The following is a 16,276-nucleotide window of genomic DNA, read 5'->3' as shown; positions in this document are numbered from 1 at the left end:
TTCTACCCTCCTTTTTTTCTTACCTTGACGATAAGCTTTTCCACGGCGGTGACGACAATCTCTTCGCCTTCCTGTATCGGTTCTTCACTCCGGGCATTCCAGAGTTCACCGTGGACCATCACCTTTCCCTTGCCCTCGACCGCAATGTTGGTCCGCGCCGTCCCCGTCTCCCCGATAAGCCCCTCGGAGCCGGTCTTGACCCTGAACAACTGCGCCCTTACTGCAAAGGAGAGTATGCCGAAAACAAAGATCGCCGATACAATGGCGACGATGAGGATAGTCGTGAAGGATATGGCCAGAGGGCTTCCGGGAAGATCGACAAGCATGACCGAACCGATAACGACGGCTACAATGCCTGCAATACCGAGGAGTCCGTGGCTGACTATCTTGACCTCCAGAATAAAGAATACGATACCCAGAAGGATCAATGCAAGCCCGGCGAAACTGATGGGTATTGCCTGAAAGGCGTAGAGCGCCAGGATGAGAGAAATGCCTCCGATGACGCCGGGGAATACCGTACCCGGGCTGTAAAACTCGAACAGGATACCGTATATTCCGATCATCATGAGAATATATGCGACGTTGGGATCACTGACATAGGCAAGGAACCGGAATTTGAAGGGCATTTTGATCTCTACCCTCTTTGCGCCCCTCGTCTGCATCACGACCTTCCCTTTTTTGGTCTCAACCGTCATGCCGTCGATCTGTGCAAGGAGGTCTTCCATGGAATCGGCCACGATGTCGATCGCCTTCTGCGACAGGGCTTCCTTTGCGGTTATGGAGATGCTTTCCGTGACCGCCTTTGCCGCGAAGTCGACGTTCCGTCCCCGCTTGGCTGCTATGCTCTTCGAATATGCCTCCGCGTCGCTCACCACTTTTTTCATCATCACTTCATCGGCCTTGTCCTTGCCGATGCTGACAGGATGCGCGGCGCCCGCGTTGGTTCCCGGGGCCATGGCCGCTATGTGTGAAGCCAAAAGGATGATGGCGCCCGCAGACGCGGCCCTTGCCCCGGCGGGTGCGACGTAAACGACGACGGGGAGGGGCGCATCCATTATTCCCTTTACGATGTCACGCATGGAAGAATCGAGTCCTCCCGGCGTATCGAGAAGAACCACGAGGGCCTCGGCATTCTCCGTGCCTGCCTTTTGAATGCATTCCCCGAGAAAACCCGCTACGGGGGGGTTGATGGCGCCCTGTATGCGGACGGTGTACACATCTTTTGTGTGGGCGGGTGATGTGAAAAGAACGACAGCGCTGATGAGCGCAAGAATGAATATCAGTCTCTTCATCGCCTTTCAAATATCTCCTTAAGTCGCCTTTCGACGGGAGCGGGGACAAAACCGGAGACGGAACCATGGAATTCGGCAACTTCCTTGATCGTTCTCGAACTGATGAAGAAGTAGTCCTTGCTGGTCATCATGAAGAGGGTGTCCATGTTGGGGTTCAACGTCCTGTTGATGGAGGCCATCTGAAACTCGTACTCAAAGTCGCTCATGGCACGAAGGCCCCTGATGACAAACCGCGCGTTCACCTTTTTCACGTAATCGATGAGCAATCCGTCGAAGCTGTCGATAATGACACTATTGTTTCCATTTATGGACTGCTGGATGAGCTCCTTTCGTTCTTCAAAACTGAAGAGCCCCTTTTTCTCTATATTGTTGGCGATGGCTATGATGACAGTATCGAAAAGTTCGAGCCCCCGCGCGAGGATGTCGAGATGGCCAAAGGTCACGGGATCGAATGAACCAGGGTACACTGCGAGCTTCTTCTTCATGGTCTCTCCTTAAGCGCTGGAATCTCTGCTGTCTTTGAATAGCGAAATTATCGTGTCTCCATATTTTTTTGTCTTTGCACCTTCGAGTCCCTCGAAAAGGGACAGGGAGTCGTCTTCACGTCTGGAATACTCCGCTATAGTTATAGTATCAGAATTTCGAAGCAGATGTTTCTCGAGAAGTGTCATTGTCTGCGCTACATATCCCATTTCATAAGGAGGATCCATGAAGATCACATCGAACACGCACTTCCTGCCGTAGAGTAGAGGGACTGCATATCTTACATCCATATGTAACACTTGGCAATGTTTATTTAGGTCCGTTCTTACAAGGTTTTTTCCGATGAGGTCCGTCATTTTCCCGTTAGCTTCCACGAGCGTCGCCGAGGTTGCACCCCGGCTGAGGGCCTCTATGGAGAACGAGCCGGAACCGGCAAAGAGATCGAGGACCGACAGGCCTTCCACGCTGCCGATCATGTTGAAAAGGGCCTGCCTGACCTTGGAGGAGGTGTATCTGGCCACATCCCCCGGCAGGACGCCGATCGCCATGCCCCTCAATTTTCCTCCTGTTATGCGTACCGTTGCCATCGGCCCTATCCGAAGAGCGCCTTCGTCACGCCGGCTATTCTTTCCATGCCCTTTATTTCGAAGGCTGCCAGATAAAGTATGGTCAAGGTCTTGTCCTGATATGTTTGCTTCAATTCTTCGATGTATTGTTCCTGCATGGTCTTGCGGAGACGGTGAAACTCGCAGTCGGCCTCCTGAACCACGTTGTTGATGACAATATTCTCAACGGCGAGGCGGTTATGCTCAAGTTCACCGATGACCCGGTTCGTCATTTTCACGCCAAGGGCCTCGGGGATGGTCACGATGAGGTACTTGACGGATTCCCCGTCCCTGATAAACTCCACGATGCGTTCGGAAAGTGCCTCCCATCCGGCGATAATCTCAAGGAGCGTCTTCTTTGATTCCTTAAGGCGCATCGTATCCTTTACCTTTTCAATATAGCCGTACATGTTCATGTAGAACTTCGTTGCCGCCTCCATATGGGAAAGAAAAAGCTCGGGAAGCTTGAGGAGCCTCAGCGTATGCCCCGCGGGGGCCGTGTCCCATACGACCACGTCGTAGCTTCCGCCTTCGACGAGCTCCATGATGAAATTGAGCATGTACTCCTCTTCGATCCCGGGAGCTGTGCCTATGTACTCGACAAAATCGTAATCGACGTTGGCAAAGGAAGAGACAACTTCGTAGATCTCCGGTCCGAAGCGCCCTTTCCATCGTGCGAGGACGATATCCGAGGAAACTTCCAGTCCGTAGAGCTCCAGGGTGTCGTCTATCCGTGTTTCCCTGTCGCCTATCTCCTTCTCGAAGATGTCGGAGAGAGAGGGGGCGGGGTCGCTCGTAATGATAAGCACCTTCCGTCCTTCCTGTGCCATTTTCAGGGCAATGGCCGAAGCGCAGGTCGTCTTGCCTACCCCTCCCTTGCCTCCCACCATGATGAGCTTGACCCTTGTATTATCAATGCCGGAAAGTGCCATAGGCGAACATCATATCATCTTTGCCGCCAGAAAGACAGGGAGGACAGGAAAGACGGTCTTTATTCTTCCTCGTGCCCCGTTATCATCGCCTTCGTGTGGGAGAAGGGGGTTTTGCCCAGGGTTGCCATGTAGAGGTGGACGATGAGGTAGATGAGGAAGATATATCCCACGATCACATGGATGGCATCGAGGACGCGGATCCCGCCCGCGGCATGGATGATGCCGTGGAAATCCATTATGTTGCCGAAGAGTATCCCCGTGACAATTATCAGCGGCATGGCGATGAACATGACGAAGGAATAGGCCAGTTTCTGCAGGGCATTGAACTTCGATGACGGCGTGGGCTTGAAAGGATTGACAACCCCCCGGAAACAGCCGTGGATGTAATAGCTCAACTGACCGGGGATGGATCCGATATCCCTAAGGGAGAGGATGTAATGGGTCGCCAGCCCTCCCGCGATGGCGTATGCCGCGATCCAGAAGAGAAAGAATATTGCCAGGAGATATCCGGCATACTTGTGCAGGGCCACGACAAACCCGTAATCCGAGAAGATGCCGAGACCTGTAAAGCGCAGTTGGGCCCCCGTAACAACAAGGACAAAGATGAGAAGCGCATTTGCCCAGTGCCAGAGGCGGACAAGAAGGGGGTGAAGAGGGGCGCCGCTATTTTTCATCGTCTGAACACCATCCTCAGGATGATATGCACAAGAACAAGGAACAGGGCAGCGAGACAGAAGAAGATGCCCACAATGTCGACCCATTTGAACCCGAGTTCCCTTGCAATCTGGCTCCGCGCCTCGCCTCGGGACCCCATGAGTGCTTTTATATCGCTCCAGCGCATCTTCGTCTCGCCGAGAAGGAAGAAATTGAGTGCAAGCGAAGAAGGCATGGCGGCAAGCACCGTCCCCTTCACGGGCATGTAGAAGAGGCCCTCTGTCTCCGGGAGGATAAGATACATGGATTGATAGAAAGGCGCATCATTGGAGTGACAGGTCGTGCAGACCTTGTCCCTTTTTTGTACTTGCGAATAGTCGTGGTGGATATCGGTGACAACGATGGAACCTTCAATTCCCACCGTTCCTTTCGTTGTCTTTTCCAGCTCTTCGAAAAAGGGGACGATCTCCGATGAGGCGATGTTGTCGTTACCGTCCACGTCGATAAGATCTCTCGTGTATTTCTTTCCGCCGAAGGCCGCCGTGATATCATCGCGCGTCAACCGTCTCGTGCCGTCCTTTGTATGGACGTTGACGTTGAAGACCATGCCTTTCTTCGAAAGGGGGCTGTGACAGGTGGAGCACTCGAGGTACATGAAGTGGAGCTCCGTGTGGGGAAGCCACCGGTGCTGTTTCGTTTGGTCACCGTGGCAGCGCACGCACACGGTCATCCGCTCCGTCGTGCCAAGTTCCCGGTATGTCTTCACCTTGTGGGGATCGTGGCAATCGGTGCATCTTGCCGCCCCTCCCTTTGCGTGCGTCGTCCCCTTGTAGACATTGTAAACCCTGTCATGGCATTTTGCGCAGACATGATCGTCTATGCGCTTCTGGGACACGTGACAATCCCTGCAGGCCACTCCTCCCTTGCCGTGCGCGGTCAGACCATAGAGGTCGGCAATGGGAAGGCGGGGGATCACGGTGTGGAGATCAAGGGTCATGCGGGCCCTCTGTCCGCCGGCGTTCACTTCCAGCGTCGCCTTCTGGAACACCTTGTTCTCCACATGGCAACCATTGCAGGAGATGGCCTTCGGACCAACGGAGTGAGCGCTGCCAGTCGCGTAATAAACCCTTTTGATCCCGTACCTGTCCCCTACCACAGACTGGGCATGGACAAGGAACTCCTTCCACTCCTTTTCATCGACGGACCTGTTGCCGTCCCTGTCGAGAGTGTCCCTCGCGATGGATTGCTTCGACTCCACCTTCACGTTTATATGTCCCTTAACGGTCTTCGCATGACACCCGACACAGTCCATTTCAGCAAGGTGTTTCTTCGCTGACGGAAGTCTCTTGTGGGCGACGGACGAGTGACAGGAGATACATTTTTTTGTTTCCTTCCGCGGTGTATGGACATTGTGGCAAGCCTTGCACTTTAATCCCTTGTCGGAATGAACGCTGGCCTGATGTTGCTCGGCGGCCTCTGAGTGGCAGGAAACGCAGTCGGGTTTCATAAGCCTGTCTGCGTGCGGCAGGTCTTTTATATCACTGTGACAGGTGGAGCACTCGAGCTTTCCGTGGCTCGCTTTCCGGTATTTCTCATGACAATCGAGGCAGTCCTGCGCAACGGCACACAGTGGGAACAGAAAAAGGATCGCTGTTAGAAGAAGACGTCGCATCTCTTGGTAACTCTTTGGTAATAATACCCCCAAAACGGTCCTAAATGCAATCATCGGCATACATCCTTTGAAATCGGCTCTACATTTTTCCCGTTCCTGCCGATAAGTATTTCATACCCCTCCGGGGTAACAAAGAACATATGGCCGAACTCTCACAATCAGATCTCGACGCACTCTTTGCCGGTGATGCACCGACCCCTGCACAACAGGAAGCGGAGCCCTCAGAACTCGACAAACTCATGAGCGACCTTGCGTCATTGGGGGTCAACACCAGGCCGGAAGAACAGGAAACCTCTTCGGTTGATTCCCTGTCCGACAAGGAGAGCCTCTCGCAAGACCAGATCGACGAACTTCTGAAGGAATTCCTTGGTTGAAAACACGTCTCAGGTCTTGATGCCAAGGAGGTGTTCGAGTTCTTCTATGAAACCTCTCTGGCCTTTGATGATCTTTGTCTTCGCCGATGCCGGGTCGAACCAAATGGCCCGGTCGGCCTCAGGGAATTCAGCCGTTATTCCCGAACGCGGGGGCCATTCAAGGGAAAAGAGATTGCTTTTCATGAAGGCAGGATCGCAGTCACCCTCGAAGGCCCATATCACGATCACCTTCCCGCTTGGTTGTTTGAGTTCAGGCAGGGCAATAAACTCTCCCTCTGCCGGGAAACCCGTCTCCTCCTGGAATTCCCGTATCGCCGCCAGGAGTTCGTCCTCGCCGGGTTCGACAAGTCCTTTCGGGAGACTCCAGGCGCCGTCGTCCTTACCGGCCCAGAAAGGGCCCCCGGGATGGAGGAGGAGCACTTCCACCATGCCGTCGCGGCGGCGGTACATCAGCAGACCAGCGCTCCTCTTCCCCCTGGAAGGCATTACAATCCCCCGTTTCGCGTTTCAGGCAAAGGCAAAACAAATGTGATTAACATGGCTCTTCGCTTCGACATGGCAACCCTGAGGCTGAGACTGTTCTCCCATGCCCTTCCCTGGAACGTGAAACGTGAAACCGTCTTTACTTCCTGATCCTCCAGATGAAGAAAAAGCCGGACATAGCTATGAAGGCTATTGCGAGGATTATCCAGAATGCGCTGGGATGCTTCTGGATAGGAAAGGCGACGTTCATGGAAAAGGCACTGACAACAAAGGTCGGAACCATGATGGCGATGGTTATCATGGTGAGCTTTTTCATGGAGATATTGAGGTTGTTGTTAACAATGGACACCCTTGCGTCCATCATGCTCGCGAGAATGTTGGAATAGATCTCCGCCTGCTTGTAGCACTGGGTGTTCTCGATAGCTATATCGTCGAGCAATTCCGTGTCGTCCATCGTGAATCCGATCCGCTGCGTGTATATCTTCATTTTCTCGATAAGGACCGAGTTGGAATTGATGGCGTTCTGATAGTACACCAAGCTCTTTTCCAGTGCGAAAAGGTTGAGGAGGTAGGTATTCTCCATGGATGTGCTGATCTTCTCGCCAAGTTCGTCGGAAACCATGTCGATGACCCTCAAGTGTTCCAGAAAGCGGAAGATGCTGTAGTTGACTATCTTGAGCATCGTCTCGGCAAGACGGCTGATGCGCGCGAAGGTCTTGCTGTCAAAGATGGGGAGGTCTTCGGCCATCACTATGATAAGACTATTCTCAAAGAGGAACATGCCCATCGATGATACCAGGAATTCAAAGGCATGCTCGGCCTGATAATTGACGGGCACCTTGAGAATTATGGCGACATGGTTCGATTCAATTTCTATACGGGAAAGCTCGTCCGGGTCAAGGGCCGACTGAAGAGTGTGCTCGTCTATCTCGTACTGATGGATGAGGTGGCGCCTCTCCTTCTCGTCTGGATTGATATAAACCGCTATGTTCTCTTTCGAGCCAACGCATTCGGTTACCCGAGAGTCCACTATGTTGTAAAGCTTTACCATACGAAATACCGTTCATCTTTGGATTAATTAGGTACAATGTATCCTATCTTGCTGGAAAAAGCACCGAAATTCTCAACAAAAATGACCATATCCGCAGGCCTGCGTCCAAATGTGACGTCCGACATTGACTGTCCAAAACTATAGTGCTATATATCGTCATGCACTATATCAAGGAGGTGATACGATGAAAATACTTATTTTCTCATCGATGTTAATGGCCTTCATTGCCGCGGCGGTCATTTCATCATCCCCATCGGCGATCGCCGCATCCTGTCATGAAGATTGCATTTCCTATTGCTGCACCGATTCCAAGTGCACCAAGGAAAAAGAAGCCAAATGCTATTCCGATTGCCTCAGGGATTGCGATAACGCGAACAGACAGCCAAAGAAGGACAAGTCCTCTGTTCCTCCTTCGTGATGGAAAAGGATCAGCGCCCCCCCATTCACAAAGGGGCGCTGATCCTGGATATCCCTTCTGTCGACAAAACCTCTTATTTCTTCTTAATGCTGTAAAAAACGCCGGGGCCGCCGAATATGGCCAATTCACCGAGTTCATCCTCGATGCGCAAAAGCTGATTGTATTTCGCGATCCTCTCGCTTCTCGAGGCGGAACCTGTCTTGATCTGGCCCACATTTGTCGCCACGGCAAGATCGGCTATGAAAGTGTCCTCCGTCTCGCCGGAACGGTGGGAGATGACACAGGTGTAACCCGCCCGCTTCGCCATCTCGATGGTCGTCAGGGTTTCCGTTACGGTGCCGATCTGATTGAGCTTGATGAGGATGCTGTTGGCTACCCCTTTTTCTATGCCTTCGGCAAAGATCCTGGGGTTCGTGACGAAAATGTCATCGCCGACGATCTGGATCATTGAGGAACATCGCTCGGTAAATTTCTTCCAGCCCTTCCAGTCGTTCTGCGCAAACCCGTCCTCGATGGAGACAATGGGATACTTCCCGGCGATGGTCTCATAGAAATCCACGAGTTTGCCCGCATCCCACACATTGCCGTCTATATGATATTTTCCCTTCTTGTACAGCTCGCTTGCGGCGACATCGAGGGCCAGGAAGACATCCTTGCCCGCCTTGAACCCCGCCTTGGCTATGGCCTTCATGAGCGTGTCAAGGGCCTCCGTGGTCGATTCTATCTGCGGGGCGAAACCGCCTTCATCGCCAACCCCCGTTGAGTACCCCTGGCCTTTCAGAATCCCCTTAAGGGTATGAAAGACCTCCGCGCCCATCCTCAAGGCTTCGCTGAAAGACTCTGCACCGGCGGGTACGATCATAAACTCCTGAACATCGAGGGAATTCTGGGCATGGGCGCCGCCATTTATTACGTTCATCATGGGAACAGGGATCTCGCGGCCCCTGATTCCTCCGATGTACTGATACAGCGAGATCCCGAGAAAGTCCGCCGCCGCCCGCGTGACGGCCATCGATACGCCGAGGGTGGCATTGGCGCCGAGATTGCCTTTATTCTCGGTGCCATCGGCGTCGACGAGGACCTTATCGATATATGCCTGGTCAAGACCATCAAGCCCTTCCACTTCGGGAGCGATTATGTTGTTCACGTTATCGACAGCTTTTTTCACGCCCATGCCCTTGTATCTCTTTGCGTCGCCGTCGCGCAGCTCCAGGGCCTCCCTTTCACCCGTGGAAGCGCCCGAAGGCACCATTGCGCGGCCCATCGCGCCGCTCTCGAGCACGACCTCGACCTCCACGGTGGGATTTCCCCTGCTGTCCAGTATCTCCCGTGCGTACACATCATATATCGTTGACATAGGAACCTCCTTTTTTGTCTGGGAACCGGCCTCAAAAGCCACCGGCCGGTATGAGTGCAGAATACCACAGGAATTGATATCCTTCAATTGTTATATATTGTTACAGATCACGGACCCTCCGGGAACTCAGCCTTCCATGGTGGCCTCAAAAGGGTTTACAACAACCGGGGCTCGGATATACACTTCCATATACGATGAATCCAGTGAATGAGGGCAAAATGAAAACATACAGCGTCTTTTCCGGGATTCCGAAGGACATGCCGGATGAGGTATTCGAGACCATCACCGCAAGCGGCACCGTGAAGATCGAAAGGATCGTCTCCCGCGGCCATACAACACCGCAAGACACCTGGTATGACCAGGACCTTAACGAATGGGTCATCCTCCTCAGGGGAAGTGCCGAGATCCTCTTCGACACGGAACCGGAGCCCATCACCCTCATGCCGGGCGATCATCTTCTCATCCCGGCCCATCGGCGCCACAGGGTAACACGGACCGATGGCGACGAGCCCACTGTCTGGGTGGCGGTGCATTACGCCTGACACCTTCCGGCGTGTCAGGCGCGAGCGGGGCAAAGAGGCAAGAAAACGATATTGTCACGAACCGATGCGTTGTTGGAGCGGAACCTCCACGGTTGCAATCAAAATCTCTTACATGTATATTGTCAGCTATGGAAGGTGAATACACGAGGGAGCGCGCCCTTGAGATGCTTGGTTCGGCGGGCGGATCGGTTGAGGAACTTTATCGGCATGCCGACGTTGTCCGCAGAAACCACATGGGTGATGAGGTATTCATCAGGGGAATAATCGAGTTCTCCAATATATGCATCAATGATTGTCTCTACTGCGGAATAAGGGCATCCAACAGGAAGGTCGTCCGCTATGTCATGTCCTCCGACGAAATACTTGCGATAGCCGGGGCGATGGCCGGTTCCCCGCAGACCACTGTTGTTCTTCAATCAGGCGAAACGCCGGGGATTGCCGATAGAAAACTGGGAACTCTCATCGGGCGGATCAAGGAAAAGACCGGCCTGACCGTTACCGTTTCTGTAGGCAACAGACCCCCCGAGATATACCGCTACTGGCAGGAATGCGGCATGGACCGCTACCTGCTCAGGTTTGAGACATCCGACGCGGCACTTTTTGCCCGTCTGCACCCGGGGTCAAACCTCGATGACAGGCTGCGTTGCCTCTATCACCTTAAGGACCTCGGGGTGCAAACGGGCAGCGGCTTTATGATAGGGCTCCCGGGCGAAACCGTGGGCGTGCTGGCGGATAATATTCTCCTTTGCCGCCGCCTCGATCTCGACATGATCGGGATCGGCCCTTTTATTCCCCATCCGGAAACACCGATGTGCGGCACCAAAAACACCTACCATGACGACCCCGACATGTTCTTCAAGGCGCTGGCGGCGCTTCGCATCTTCAACCCCGACTCCCACATACCGGCCACAACGGCCTTTGATGCCGTATTTCCGGGTGACGGGCGGGATCTCGCGCTTCAGCGGGGTGCGAACGTCTTCATGCCTAACATCACTCCGGTCCAGTACAAAAAGGAATATCTCCTCTACCCGGGGAAACCATCGGTGGACGAAGAACCTGATGAATGCGCAACTGCGGCGATAAAGCGAATTGAGAACCTGGGAAGGATCGTGGGACGAGGTCCCGGCCACTCCTTGAAGAAAAGGGAGCAACCGGGACGGAATGATCTTTAGACGTACTTGCCGGCGATATAGTTGCTCAGATGTTCGATGAGCATATCCTTTTCGGATATGATCGACTTGACCACGTCGCCGATGGAGATGAGGCCGACAAACTTGTCACCGTCGAAGACAGGGACGTGCCTGATGCGTTTTGCCGTGATGAGGACCATACAATCCTCGACGGATGTCTCCGGCTTCACGGTGAACATCCTGCCCACGGGAGTCATGATCTCGGACACCTTGGTTTGGGCCGATGTCTTTCCCTTGAGGATGATCTTCCGCGCATAGTCCCTCTCAGAGATTATTCCGTGCACCTTTGCGTTCTCATCCATGACCATCAAAGCACCGATCTCTTTTTCACCCATCACCTTAAGGGCATCAAAAACGGTGTTGTTTGGCCCAATTGACCAGACCTCTTTCGTTTTGGTTTTGAGCATATCCTTTGCAGTTTTCATTCCCTAAGCCCCCTTATCTCTTTTTTTAGACCCCATGTGTGAATCCAAGCCCATATTGCCTAATTATATAAGCAAAGCCCGGTGCGGGCAAGCCCATTCTCGCCCCGCCGTCAGAAATAGAGGTCCCGTTCTCCGGCCTCGATCCGCTCGAGTCGTTTTCGGACCTCCTCGCGCAGCTTTGTGTTGGGCACTGACTCGAGGTGCTCCCGGATCACCTCTTTTCCCACCGCCTTCGTCTCCTCCGAGGCATAGTCCACAAGGAACTCCTTGAATGTCAGGATCGCATTGGGCTGACAGATATTCTGGATCTCTCCGGTCTTTGCGAGGGCCATGAACCTGTCGCCCGTCCTTCCCTGCCGGTAGCAGGCGGTACAGAAGCTGGGCAGGTAACCCGCCTCACAGACGCTGTGGAGCATCTCGTCGGTGGTACGGTGGTCCTCCACCTGGAACTGACCCCTGGTCTCCTCCCCTGGTCTTTCAATGTCCTTGTGGTACCCGCCGACACCCGTACAGGAGCCTGCGCTGATCTGCGAAATACCCAGTGCGATGACCTCGTCACGGTAACCCCGGGGTTCTCTCGTGGAAAGGATCATCCCCGTGTATGGGACGGCAAGCCTGATTATGGCCACCATCCGTTTGAAATCGTTGTCATTGACAAGGTAGGGAAATGTCTCGAAGCTCACTCCCTCCGCCGGCCGCATCCGCGGCACGGATATGGTATGGCAGCCTACCCCGAAACGCTCTTCAAGGTGAAGTGAATGAAGGAGCAGGCCAAGGATCTCGAACTTGAAATCATAGAGGCCAAAAAGGACGCCCAATCCCACGTCGTCGATACCGGCCTGCATCGCCCGATCCATCGCCATGGTGTGCCAGTCGTAATCCCTTTTGGGCCCCGCGGGATGCATCCTTTCATAGGTTGCGCGGTGATAGGTTTCCTGGAAGAGGATATAGGTGCCTATTCCCGCCGCTTTGAGCCTGCGGTAATCCTCGACGGTCGTGGCGGCGATGTTGACATTGATTCGGCGTATGCTGCCCATCTTGTCCTTGACGGAATAGATCTGCTCCATGGCCTGGATCACATAGTCGAGGGGACAATTCACGGGGTCCTCTCCGACCTCGAGGGCTATCCTCTTGTGCCCCATCGCCTCGAGAGCAACGACCTCTTGCTCCATCTCCTCAAGGCCGAGCCTGTGCCTCGCCATGGCATTATCCCGCCTGTATCCGCAATAGACACAGTTATTGATGCAGTAGTTGCTGATGTACAGGGGCGCGAAGAATACGAGACGCTTGCCGTAGATCTTCTCCTTGACCTCCCGTGCGGCGGCAAAAAGCGCCGCTCCGGCATCGCCGCCGGCAGTGTGGAGGAGCACGGCCGTCTCGTAGGGGGTGAGCCCCTTTGCCTCGCGGCCCTTTTCTATAATGTCCCGTGCCTCTTCAATGGAAGCTTTTTTCGCTTTTTCAAGAATGTTTGCTATAAGCTCTTCATCAATAAACTCGGCCCGTTGTGCTTCACGTTCTCCGTCCATGGTGTGGCCTCCGTCGTATAAGTATATTGTCTGGACACTGAAAAGTAAAGAAGGGACGGGCCTCTCAGCTATTGTCTTCCATGGCCTCGGCCACCTCGGGGAAGGGCCTCAGGGTTCGCTCGAGGATGCCCATGACATGGGCAATGAGGACTCCGTAATTAACGATGGGGACCCCGGCGTGCTTCGCAACCATAAGCCGGTGGAGCATCTCCTTGCGGTTTATCATGCAGGCACCGCAGTGTATGATCAATTTGTACCCCGAGAGGTCTTTCGGCAGTTCGGGCCCGCTTACCCACGTGTAGTCCAGGGGCCCTCCGACCAGCTGGTTGAGCCATCTGGGTATCTTCACCGTGCCGATATCGTCCTCCACGCGATGGTGCGTGCAGGCCTCGGATACGAGGACCCTGTCGCCGGGAGAAAGGTTCTCTATCGTCCTTGCCCCTTCGACAAGCGTCGCAAGGTTTCCCTTGTGGCGCGCGAAAAGTATCGAAAAGGAGGTCATGGGAACATCCTTCGGTGTATCTGCGGCAACCTTCAGAAATGCCTGGGAATCGGTGACGACAAGGCGAGGTTTGTCTTTCAGCTTTGCCAGCGCCCCCTTCAGTTCCCGCTCCTTCACCACGTAGGCCATGGCGTCGTTGTCGAGGATGTCGCGGATCGTCTGGACCTGGGGAAGGATGAGCCTCCCCTTTGGCGCCGCAAGGTCAATGGGGACAACGAGCACAACCGTGTCACCGGGAGAGATAAGGTCCCCCAGGATGGTCGGGGCCATGAAGTCCTTCGGTGCTTCCTTGATCATGGTCATCTTCAATTCATCGATACCCTGGCGGCTGAGGGCGCTTACGCCGACGACAGGCAGGCCTGCACCGGGGGTGCCCTCACCGAGTCTGAATTGCGGATAGAGGTCCGTCTTGTTGAGGACGATAATGACGGGAACATTGTTTTCCCCGGCTCTCCCTATGACCTCCTCCTCGAACTGCCCGGCACCTGCGGCAGGATCAATGACAAGGAGCATGAGGTCCGTCTTGTCGAGAACGCCCAGGGCCTTTTCAATACGGAGCCTGCCCAGTTCACCCACATCGTCGATACCCGCCGTATCGATGATGACGACAGGCCCGATGGGCAGTATCTCCATCGATTTGTAGACGGGGTCCGTCGTGGTTCCGGGGACATCGGAAACAATGGCGATGTCCTGGTTCGTCAGGGCGTTTATGAGACTTGATTTGCCGGCATTGCGCCTGCCGAAGATGGCAATGTGAAGGCGGCTTCCCCGCGGCGTCTGATTGAGTGTTGTATCGGTCACCTTTATCCTTCCTTATTTCTCTTTACCTTGCCGGATCCCGCTATGCCCGGTCTTGTCAACTCGCGGGGCTGGAAAATGGCATCGATCTCTTCTTTTGAAAACCACCCTTTTTCGACGGCGGCCTCGCCGATGGTCTTTCCTTCCTCGCGGGCCGTCTTCGAAATCTCGCCCGCCCTTTCATGGCCAATGTACGGGGCGAGCGCCGCAGCGAGACAGAGGCTCTCCTCCAGCCATCGTCTGCAGCGCCCCTCGTCTGCTTCCACCCCCTCCACCAGGTGAGTGCGAAAGAGGGAGACGGCATTTGCAAGGAGCCTCAGTTCCGTCAGGAGATTGAAGGCGATAAGAGGCAGGAACGCATTGAGTTCGAGCTGCCCCGACGATGCCGCAAGGGTGATGGCGTGATCCAGGCTCATCACTTGAAAAGCGACGCTTGCAGCCATCTCGGTGATGACGGGGTTCACCTTGTCGGGCATGATGGAGGAACCCTCCTGGAGAGCGGGCAGTCTTATCTCGGCAGGGCCGCCCCGGGGGCCCATAGAGAGAAGACGCATATCGGACGACACCTTGGCGAGGTTGACGGCGGCGGCCTTCACAAGGCCTGAAACCTCGGCGAAAGTATCGGCATTCTGGGTCACGTCCACCATGTTCTCCGCCCGGGCGATGCCAAGCCCCGTGATGTTCTGCAACTCATCGATCGCCGCATAGATGTATTCCCGTTTCGCGTTGAGACCCGTACCGACGGCGGTGCCGCCGAGATTCACCTGCCGCAGGCGTTCCTCGACCTTGAAAAGGCGCCATCTGTCGCGGGCGAAGGCCTCGGCAAAGGCACCGAATTCCTGACCCAGCGTGATAGGCACGGCATCTTGCATCTCCGTCCTGCCAAGTTTGAGAATGCCGGCGAATTCCTGTTCCTTCTTCTGAAGTGCCCCCTGAAGACGCGCCATGGCCTCGCTCAGGGCTATGACCAGCCTGATGGCGGCAACTTTCAAGGCCGTCGGATAAACGTCATTGGTAGATTGGGAAAGATTGACGTGACTCAAGGGGTTTACGATGGTGTAATCACCCTTTTGTCCGCCCAGGATCTCTATGGCGCGGTTGGCCAGCACCTCGTTCATGTTCATGTTCGTCGATGTCCCCGCCCCTCCCTGAAAGACGTCGACGACAAACTCGCGTGCAAGAGAGCCGCCCGCCACCTCTTTCGCGGCGGCGACGATCGCCCCGCCGATCCTGCCGTCAAGGAGCCCCGCCTGCATATTGGCAACGGCGCATGCCTGCTTCACCTCGGCAAGTGCGCCGACCAATTCCGCAGGTACAGGAAAGGAGGAAACGGGGAAGTTCCGAAGCGCCCTTTGCGTGTGGATACCCCAATAGGCTCCCGCGGGCACCTCAACCTCGCCGAGAAGATCACGTTCGACCCTGAAATCATCCATCGTTCTCTGTTATAAACCGGGCGGAAAAAACAATCAAGCAAAGTCCTTGGTCGCCATTTTGACCCAGGTCAATTGTGTTTTCGATGTTCTGTCGTATAAGATATCAAAAAGGAGGATGGAACATGACGGAAAACTTTATCCCCATGGGAAATGAGGCCCGGGCATTCACGCTGAAGGATCTTGCCGCTTACCAGGAGCATTCCGTGGTCAGCCGGGAGATCGTCCGCAAACCGGCGGGAACGATGACCGTCTTCGCATTCGCTGCGGGAGAGGGCCTGAGCGAACACACGGCGCCCTTTGACGCGGCGGTATACCTGCTTGAAGGCGAGGCGCAGATCACCATCGACGGCGAGCCCTATTCCGTCAGGGAAGGGGAGATGATCATCATGCCGGCAAACAAGCCCCATGCGCTCAAAGCCGTCACCCCGTACAAGATGCTTCTTGTGATGATCAAGTAGTATCCGGTGCGATATCCTCGTGCGGGAATATGCGGAGATGGGGATGCTCTTTCATTGAGAGGCCCCATAAGGGGGGGTCCC

Annotated in this window: 18 protein-coding genes; 5 read left to right on the top strand and 13 right to left on the bottom strand. The window is 54.6% G+C overall.

From position 1 onward, the window contains the following. Positions 1-2: 2 nt before the first annotated feature. The 6 genes from PHC90_01375 to PHC90_01350 are packed head-to-tail and all read right to left on the bottom strand — an operon-like array spanning position 3 to position 5,638. Positions 3-1,292, bottom strand: a complete 1,290-nt coding sequence (locus tag PHC90_01375; protein MDD3844990.1) for a nodulation protein NfeD — start codon at positions 1,290-1,292, stop codon at positions 3-5. After that, on the bottom strand, positions 1,289-1,777 hold the full coding sequence (coaD, locus tag PHC90_01370) for a pantetheine-phosphate adenylyltransferase (protein ID MDD3844989.1): 489 nt from the start codon (positions 1,775-1,777) through the stop codon (positions 1,289-1,291). The genes PHC90_01375 and coaD overlap by 4 nt, the downstream gene beginning before the upstream one ends. 9 nt (positions 1,778-1,786) lie before the next feature. After that, positions 1,787-2,362, bottom strand: a complete 576-nt coding sequence (rsmD, locus tag PHC90_01365; GenBank protein ID MDD3844988.1) for a 16S rRNA (guanine(966)-N(2))-methyltransferase RsmD — start codon at positions 2,360-2,362, stop codon at positions 1,787-1,789. 5 nt (positions 2,363-2,367) lie between these two features. Beyond that, positions 2,368-3,312: an ArsA family ATPase gene (locus tag PHC90_01360; GenBank protein MDD3844987.1), complete on the bottom strand. Its 945-nt coding sequence runs from the start codon at positions 3,310-3,312 to the stop codon at positions 2,368-2,370. Between the two features lie 59 nt (positions 3,313-3,371). Beyond that, positions 3,372-3,986 carry a cytochrome b/b6 domain-containing protein gene (locus PHC90_01355; protein ID MDD3844986.1) on the bottom strand — a complete coding sequence of 205 codons (615 nt, stop codon included), beginning with the start codon at positions 3,984-3,986 and terminating at the stop codon, positions 3,372-3,374. After that, positions 3,983-5,638 carry a cytochrome c3 family protein gene (locus PHC90_01350; GenBank protein ID MDD3844985.1) on the bottom strand — a complete coding sequence of 552 codons (1,656 nt, stop codon included), beginning with the start codon at positions 5,636-5,638 and terminating at the stop codon, positions 3,983-3,985. Before PHC90_01350 ends, PHC90_01355 begins: the two co-directional genes overlap by 4 nt. 140 nt (positions 5,639-5,778) lie before the next feature. Here PHC90_01350 and PHC90_01345 point away from each other — a divergent pair, with 140 nt between their 5' ends. Beyond that, positions 5,779-6,012, top strand: coding sequence for a hypothetical protein (locus PHC90_01345; protein ID MDD3844984.1), 234 nt, complete (start codon positions 5,779-5,781; stop codon positions 6,010-6,012). Positions 6,013-6,021: 9 nt separating this feature from the next. Here PHC90_01345 and PHC90_01340 read toward each other — a convergent pair whose 3' ends face one another. Both PHC90_01340 and PHC90_01335 read right to left on the bottom strand, forming a co-directional pair. After that, positions 6,022-6,498 carry an NUDIX domain-containing protein gene (locus PHC90_01340; protein MDD3844983.1) on the bottom strand — a complete coding sequence of 159 codons (477 nt, stop codon included), beginning with the start codon at positions 6,496-6,498 and terminating at the stop codon, positions 6,022-6,024. A gap of 136 nt (positions 6,499-6,634) precedes the next feature. Beyond that, positions 6,635-7,546, bottom strand: coding sequence for a magnesium transporter CorA family protein (locus PHC90_01335; protein ID MDD3844982.1), 912 nt, complete (start codon positions 7,544-7,546; stop codon positions 6,635-6,637). Positions 7,547-7,730: 184 nt separating this feature from the next. Here PHC90_01335 and PHC90_01330 point away from each other — a divergent pair, with 184 nt between their 5' ends. Beyond that, positions 7,731-7,964, top strand: a complete 234-nt coding sequence (locus PHC90_01330; protein ID MDD3844981.1) for a hypothetical protein — start codon at positions 7,731-7,733, stop codon at positions 7,962-7,964. A gap of 73 nt (positions 7,965-8,037) precedes the next feature. Here PHC90_01330 and eno read toward each other — a convergent pair whose 3' ends face one another. Then, positions 8,038-9,321, bottom strand: coding sequence for a phosphopyruvate hydratase (gene eno, locus PHC90_01325; GenBank protein MDD3844980.1), 1,284 nt, complete (start codon positions 9,319-9,321; stop codon positions 8,038-8,040). Between the two features lie 218 nt (positions 9,322-9,539). On the opposite strand from eno, the gene PHC90_01320 reads away from it, so the two are divergent. Beyond that, complete coding sequence (locus PHC90_01320) at positions 9,540-9,863, top strand: cupin domain-containing protein (GenBank protein ID MDD3844979.1); 324 nt, start codon at positions 9,540-9,542, stop codon at positions 9,861-9,863. A gap of 128 nt (positions 9,864-9,991) precedes the next feature. Beyond that, the gene (hydE, locus tag PHC90_01315) at positions 9,992-11,035 is read left to right on the top strand and encodes a [FeFe] hydrogenase H-cluster radical SAM maturase HydE (protein MDD3844978.1); all 1,044 of its coding nucleotides are present in this window, start codon (positions 9,992-9,994) and stop codon (positions 11,033-11,035) included. Here hydE and PHC90_01310 read toward each other — a convergent pair. The 4 genes from PHC90_01310 to PHC90_01295 form a co-directional block, all read right to left on the bottom strand. Next, positions 11,032-11,478: a CBS domain-containing protein gene (locus PHC90_01310; GenBank protein MDD3844977.1), complete on the bottom strand. Its 447-nt coding sequence runs from the start codon at positions 11,476-11,478 to the stop codon at positions 11,032-11,034. The two genes, hydE and PHC90_01310, sit on opposite strands and share 4 nt — an antisense overlap. A 110-nt stretch (positions 11,479-11,588) precedes the next feature. Next, positions 11,589-13,004, bottom strand: coding sequence for a [FeFe] hydrogenase H-cluster radical SAM maturase HydG (hydG, locus tag PHC90_01305; GenBank protein ID MDD3844976.1), 1,416 nt, complete (start codon positions 13,002-13,004; stop codon positions 11,589-11,591). Positions 13,005-13,068: 64 nt separating this feature from the next. Next, the gene (hydF, locus tag PHC90_01300; protein MDD3844975.1) at positions 13,069-14,307 is read right to left on the bottom strand and encodes a [FeFe] hydrogenase H-cluster maturation GTPase HydF; all 1,239 of its coding nucleotides are present in this window, start codon (positions 14,305-14,307) and stop codon (positions 13,069-13,071) included. Positions 14,308-14,309: 2 nt separating this feature from the next. After that, positions 14,310-15,737 (bottom strand): aspartate ammonia-lyase, encoded by a 1,428-nt coding sequence (locus tag PHC90_01295; GenBank protein MDD3844974.1) that lies wholly within the window; start codon positions 15,735-15,737, stop codon positions 14,310-14,312. A gap of 122 nt (positions 15,738-15,859) precedes the next feature. On the opposite strand from PHC90_01295, the gene PHC90_01290 reads away from it, so the two are divergent. After that, a complete protein-coding gene (locus PHC90_01290) occupies positions 15,860-16,195 on the top strand; it encodes a cupin domain-containing protein (protein MDD3844973.1) in 336 nt (111 codons plus the stop codon). The last annotated feature ends 81 nt before the right edge of the window (positions 16,196-16,276 follow it).

The sequence above is a fragment of the Syntrophorhabdaceae bacterium genome, from assembly GCA_028698615.1.
In the GTDB taxonomy this organism is placed as follows: domain Bacteria; phylum Desulfobacterota; class Syntrophorhabdia; order Syntrophorhabdales; family Syntrophorhabdaceae; genus Delta-02.
This window is presented reverse-complemented; position numbering and strand designations above follow the sequence as displayed.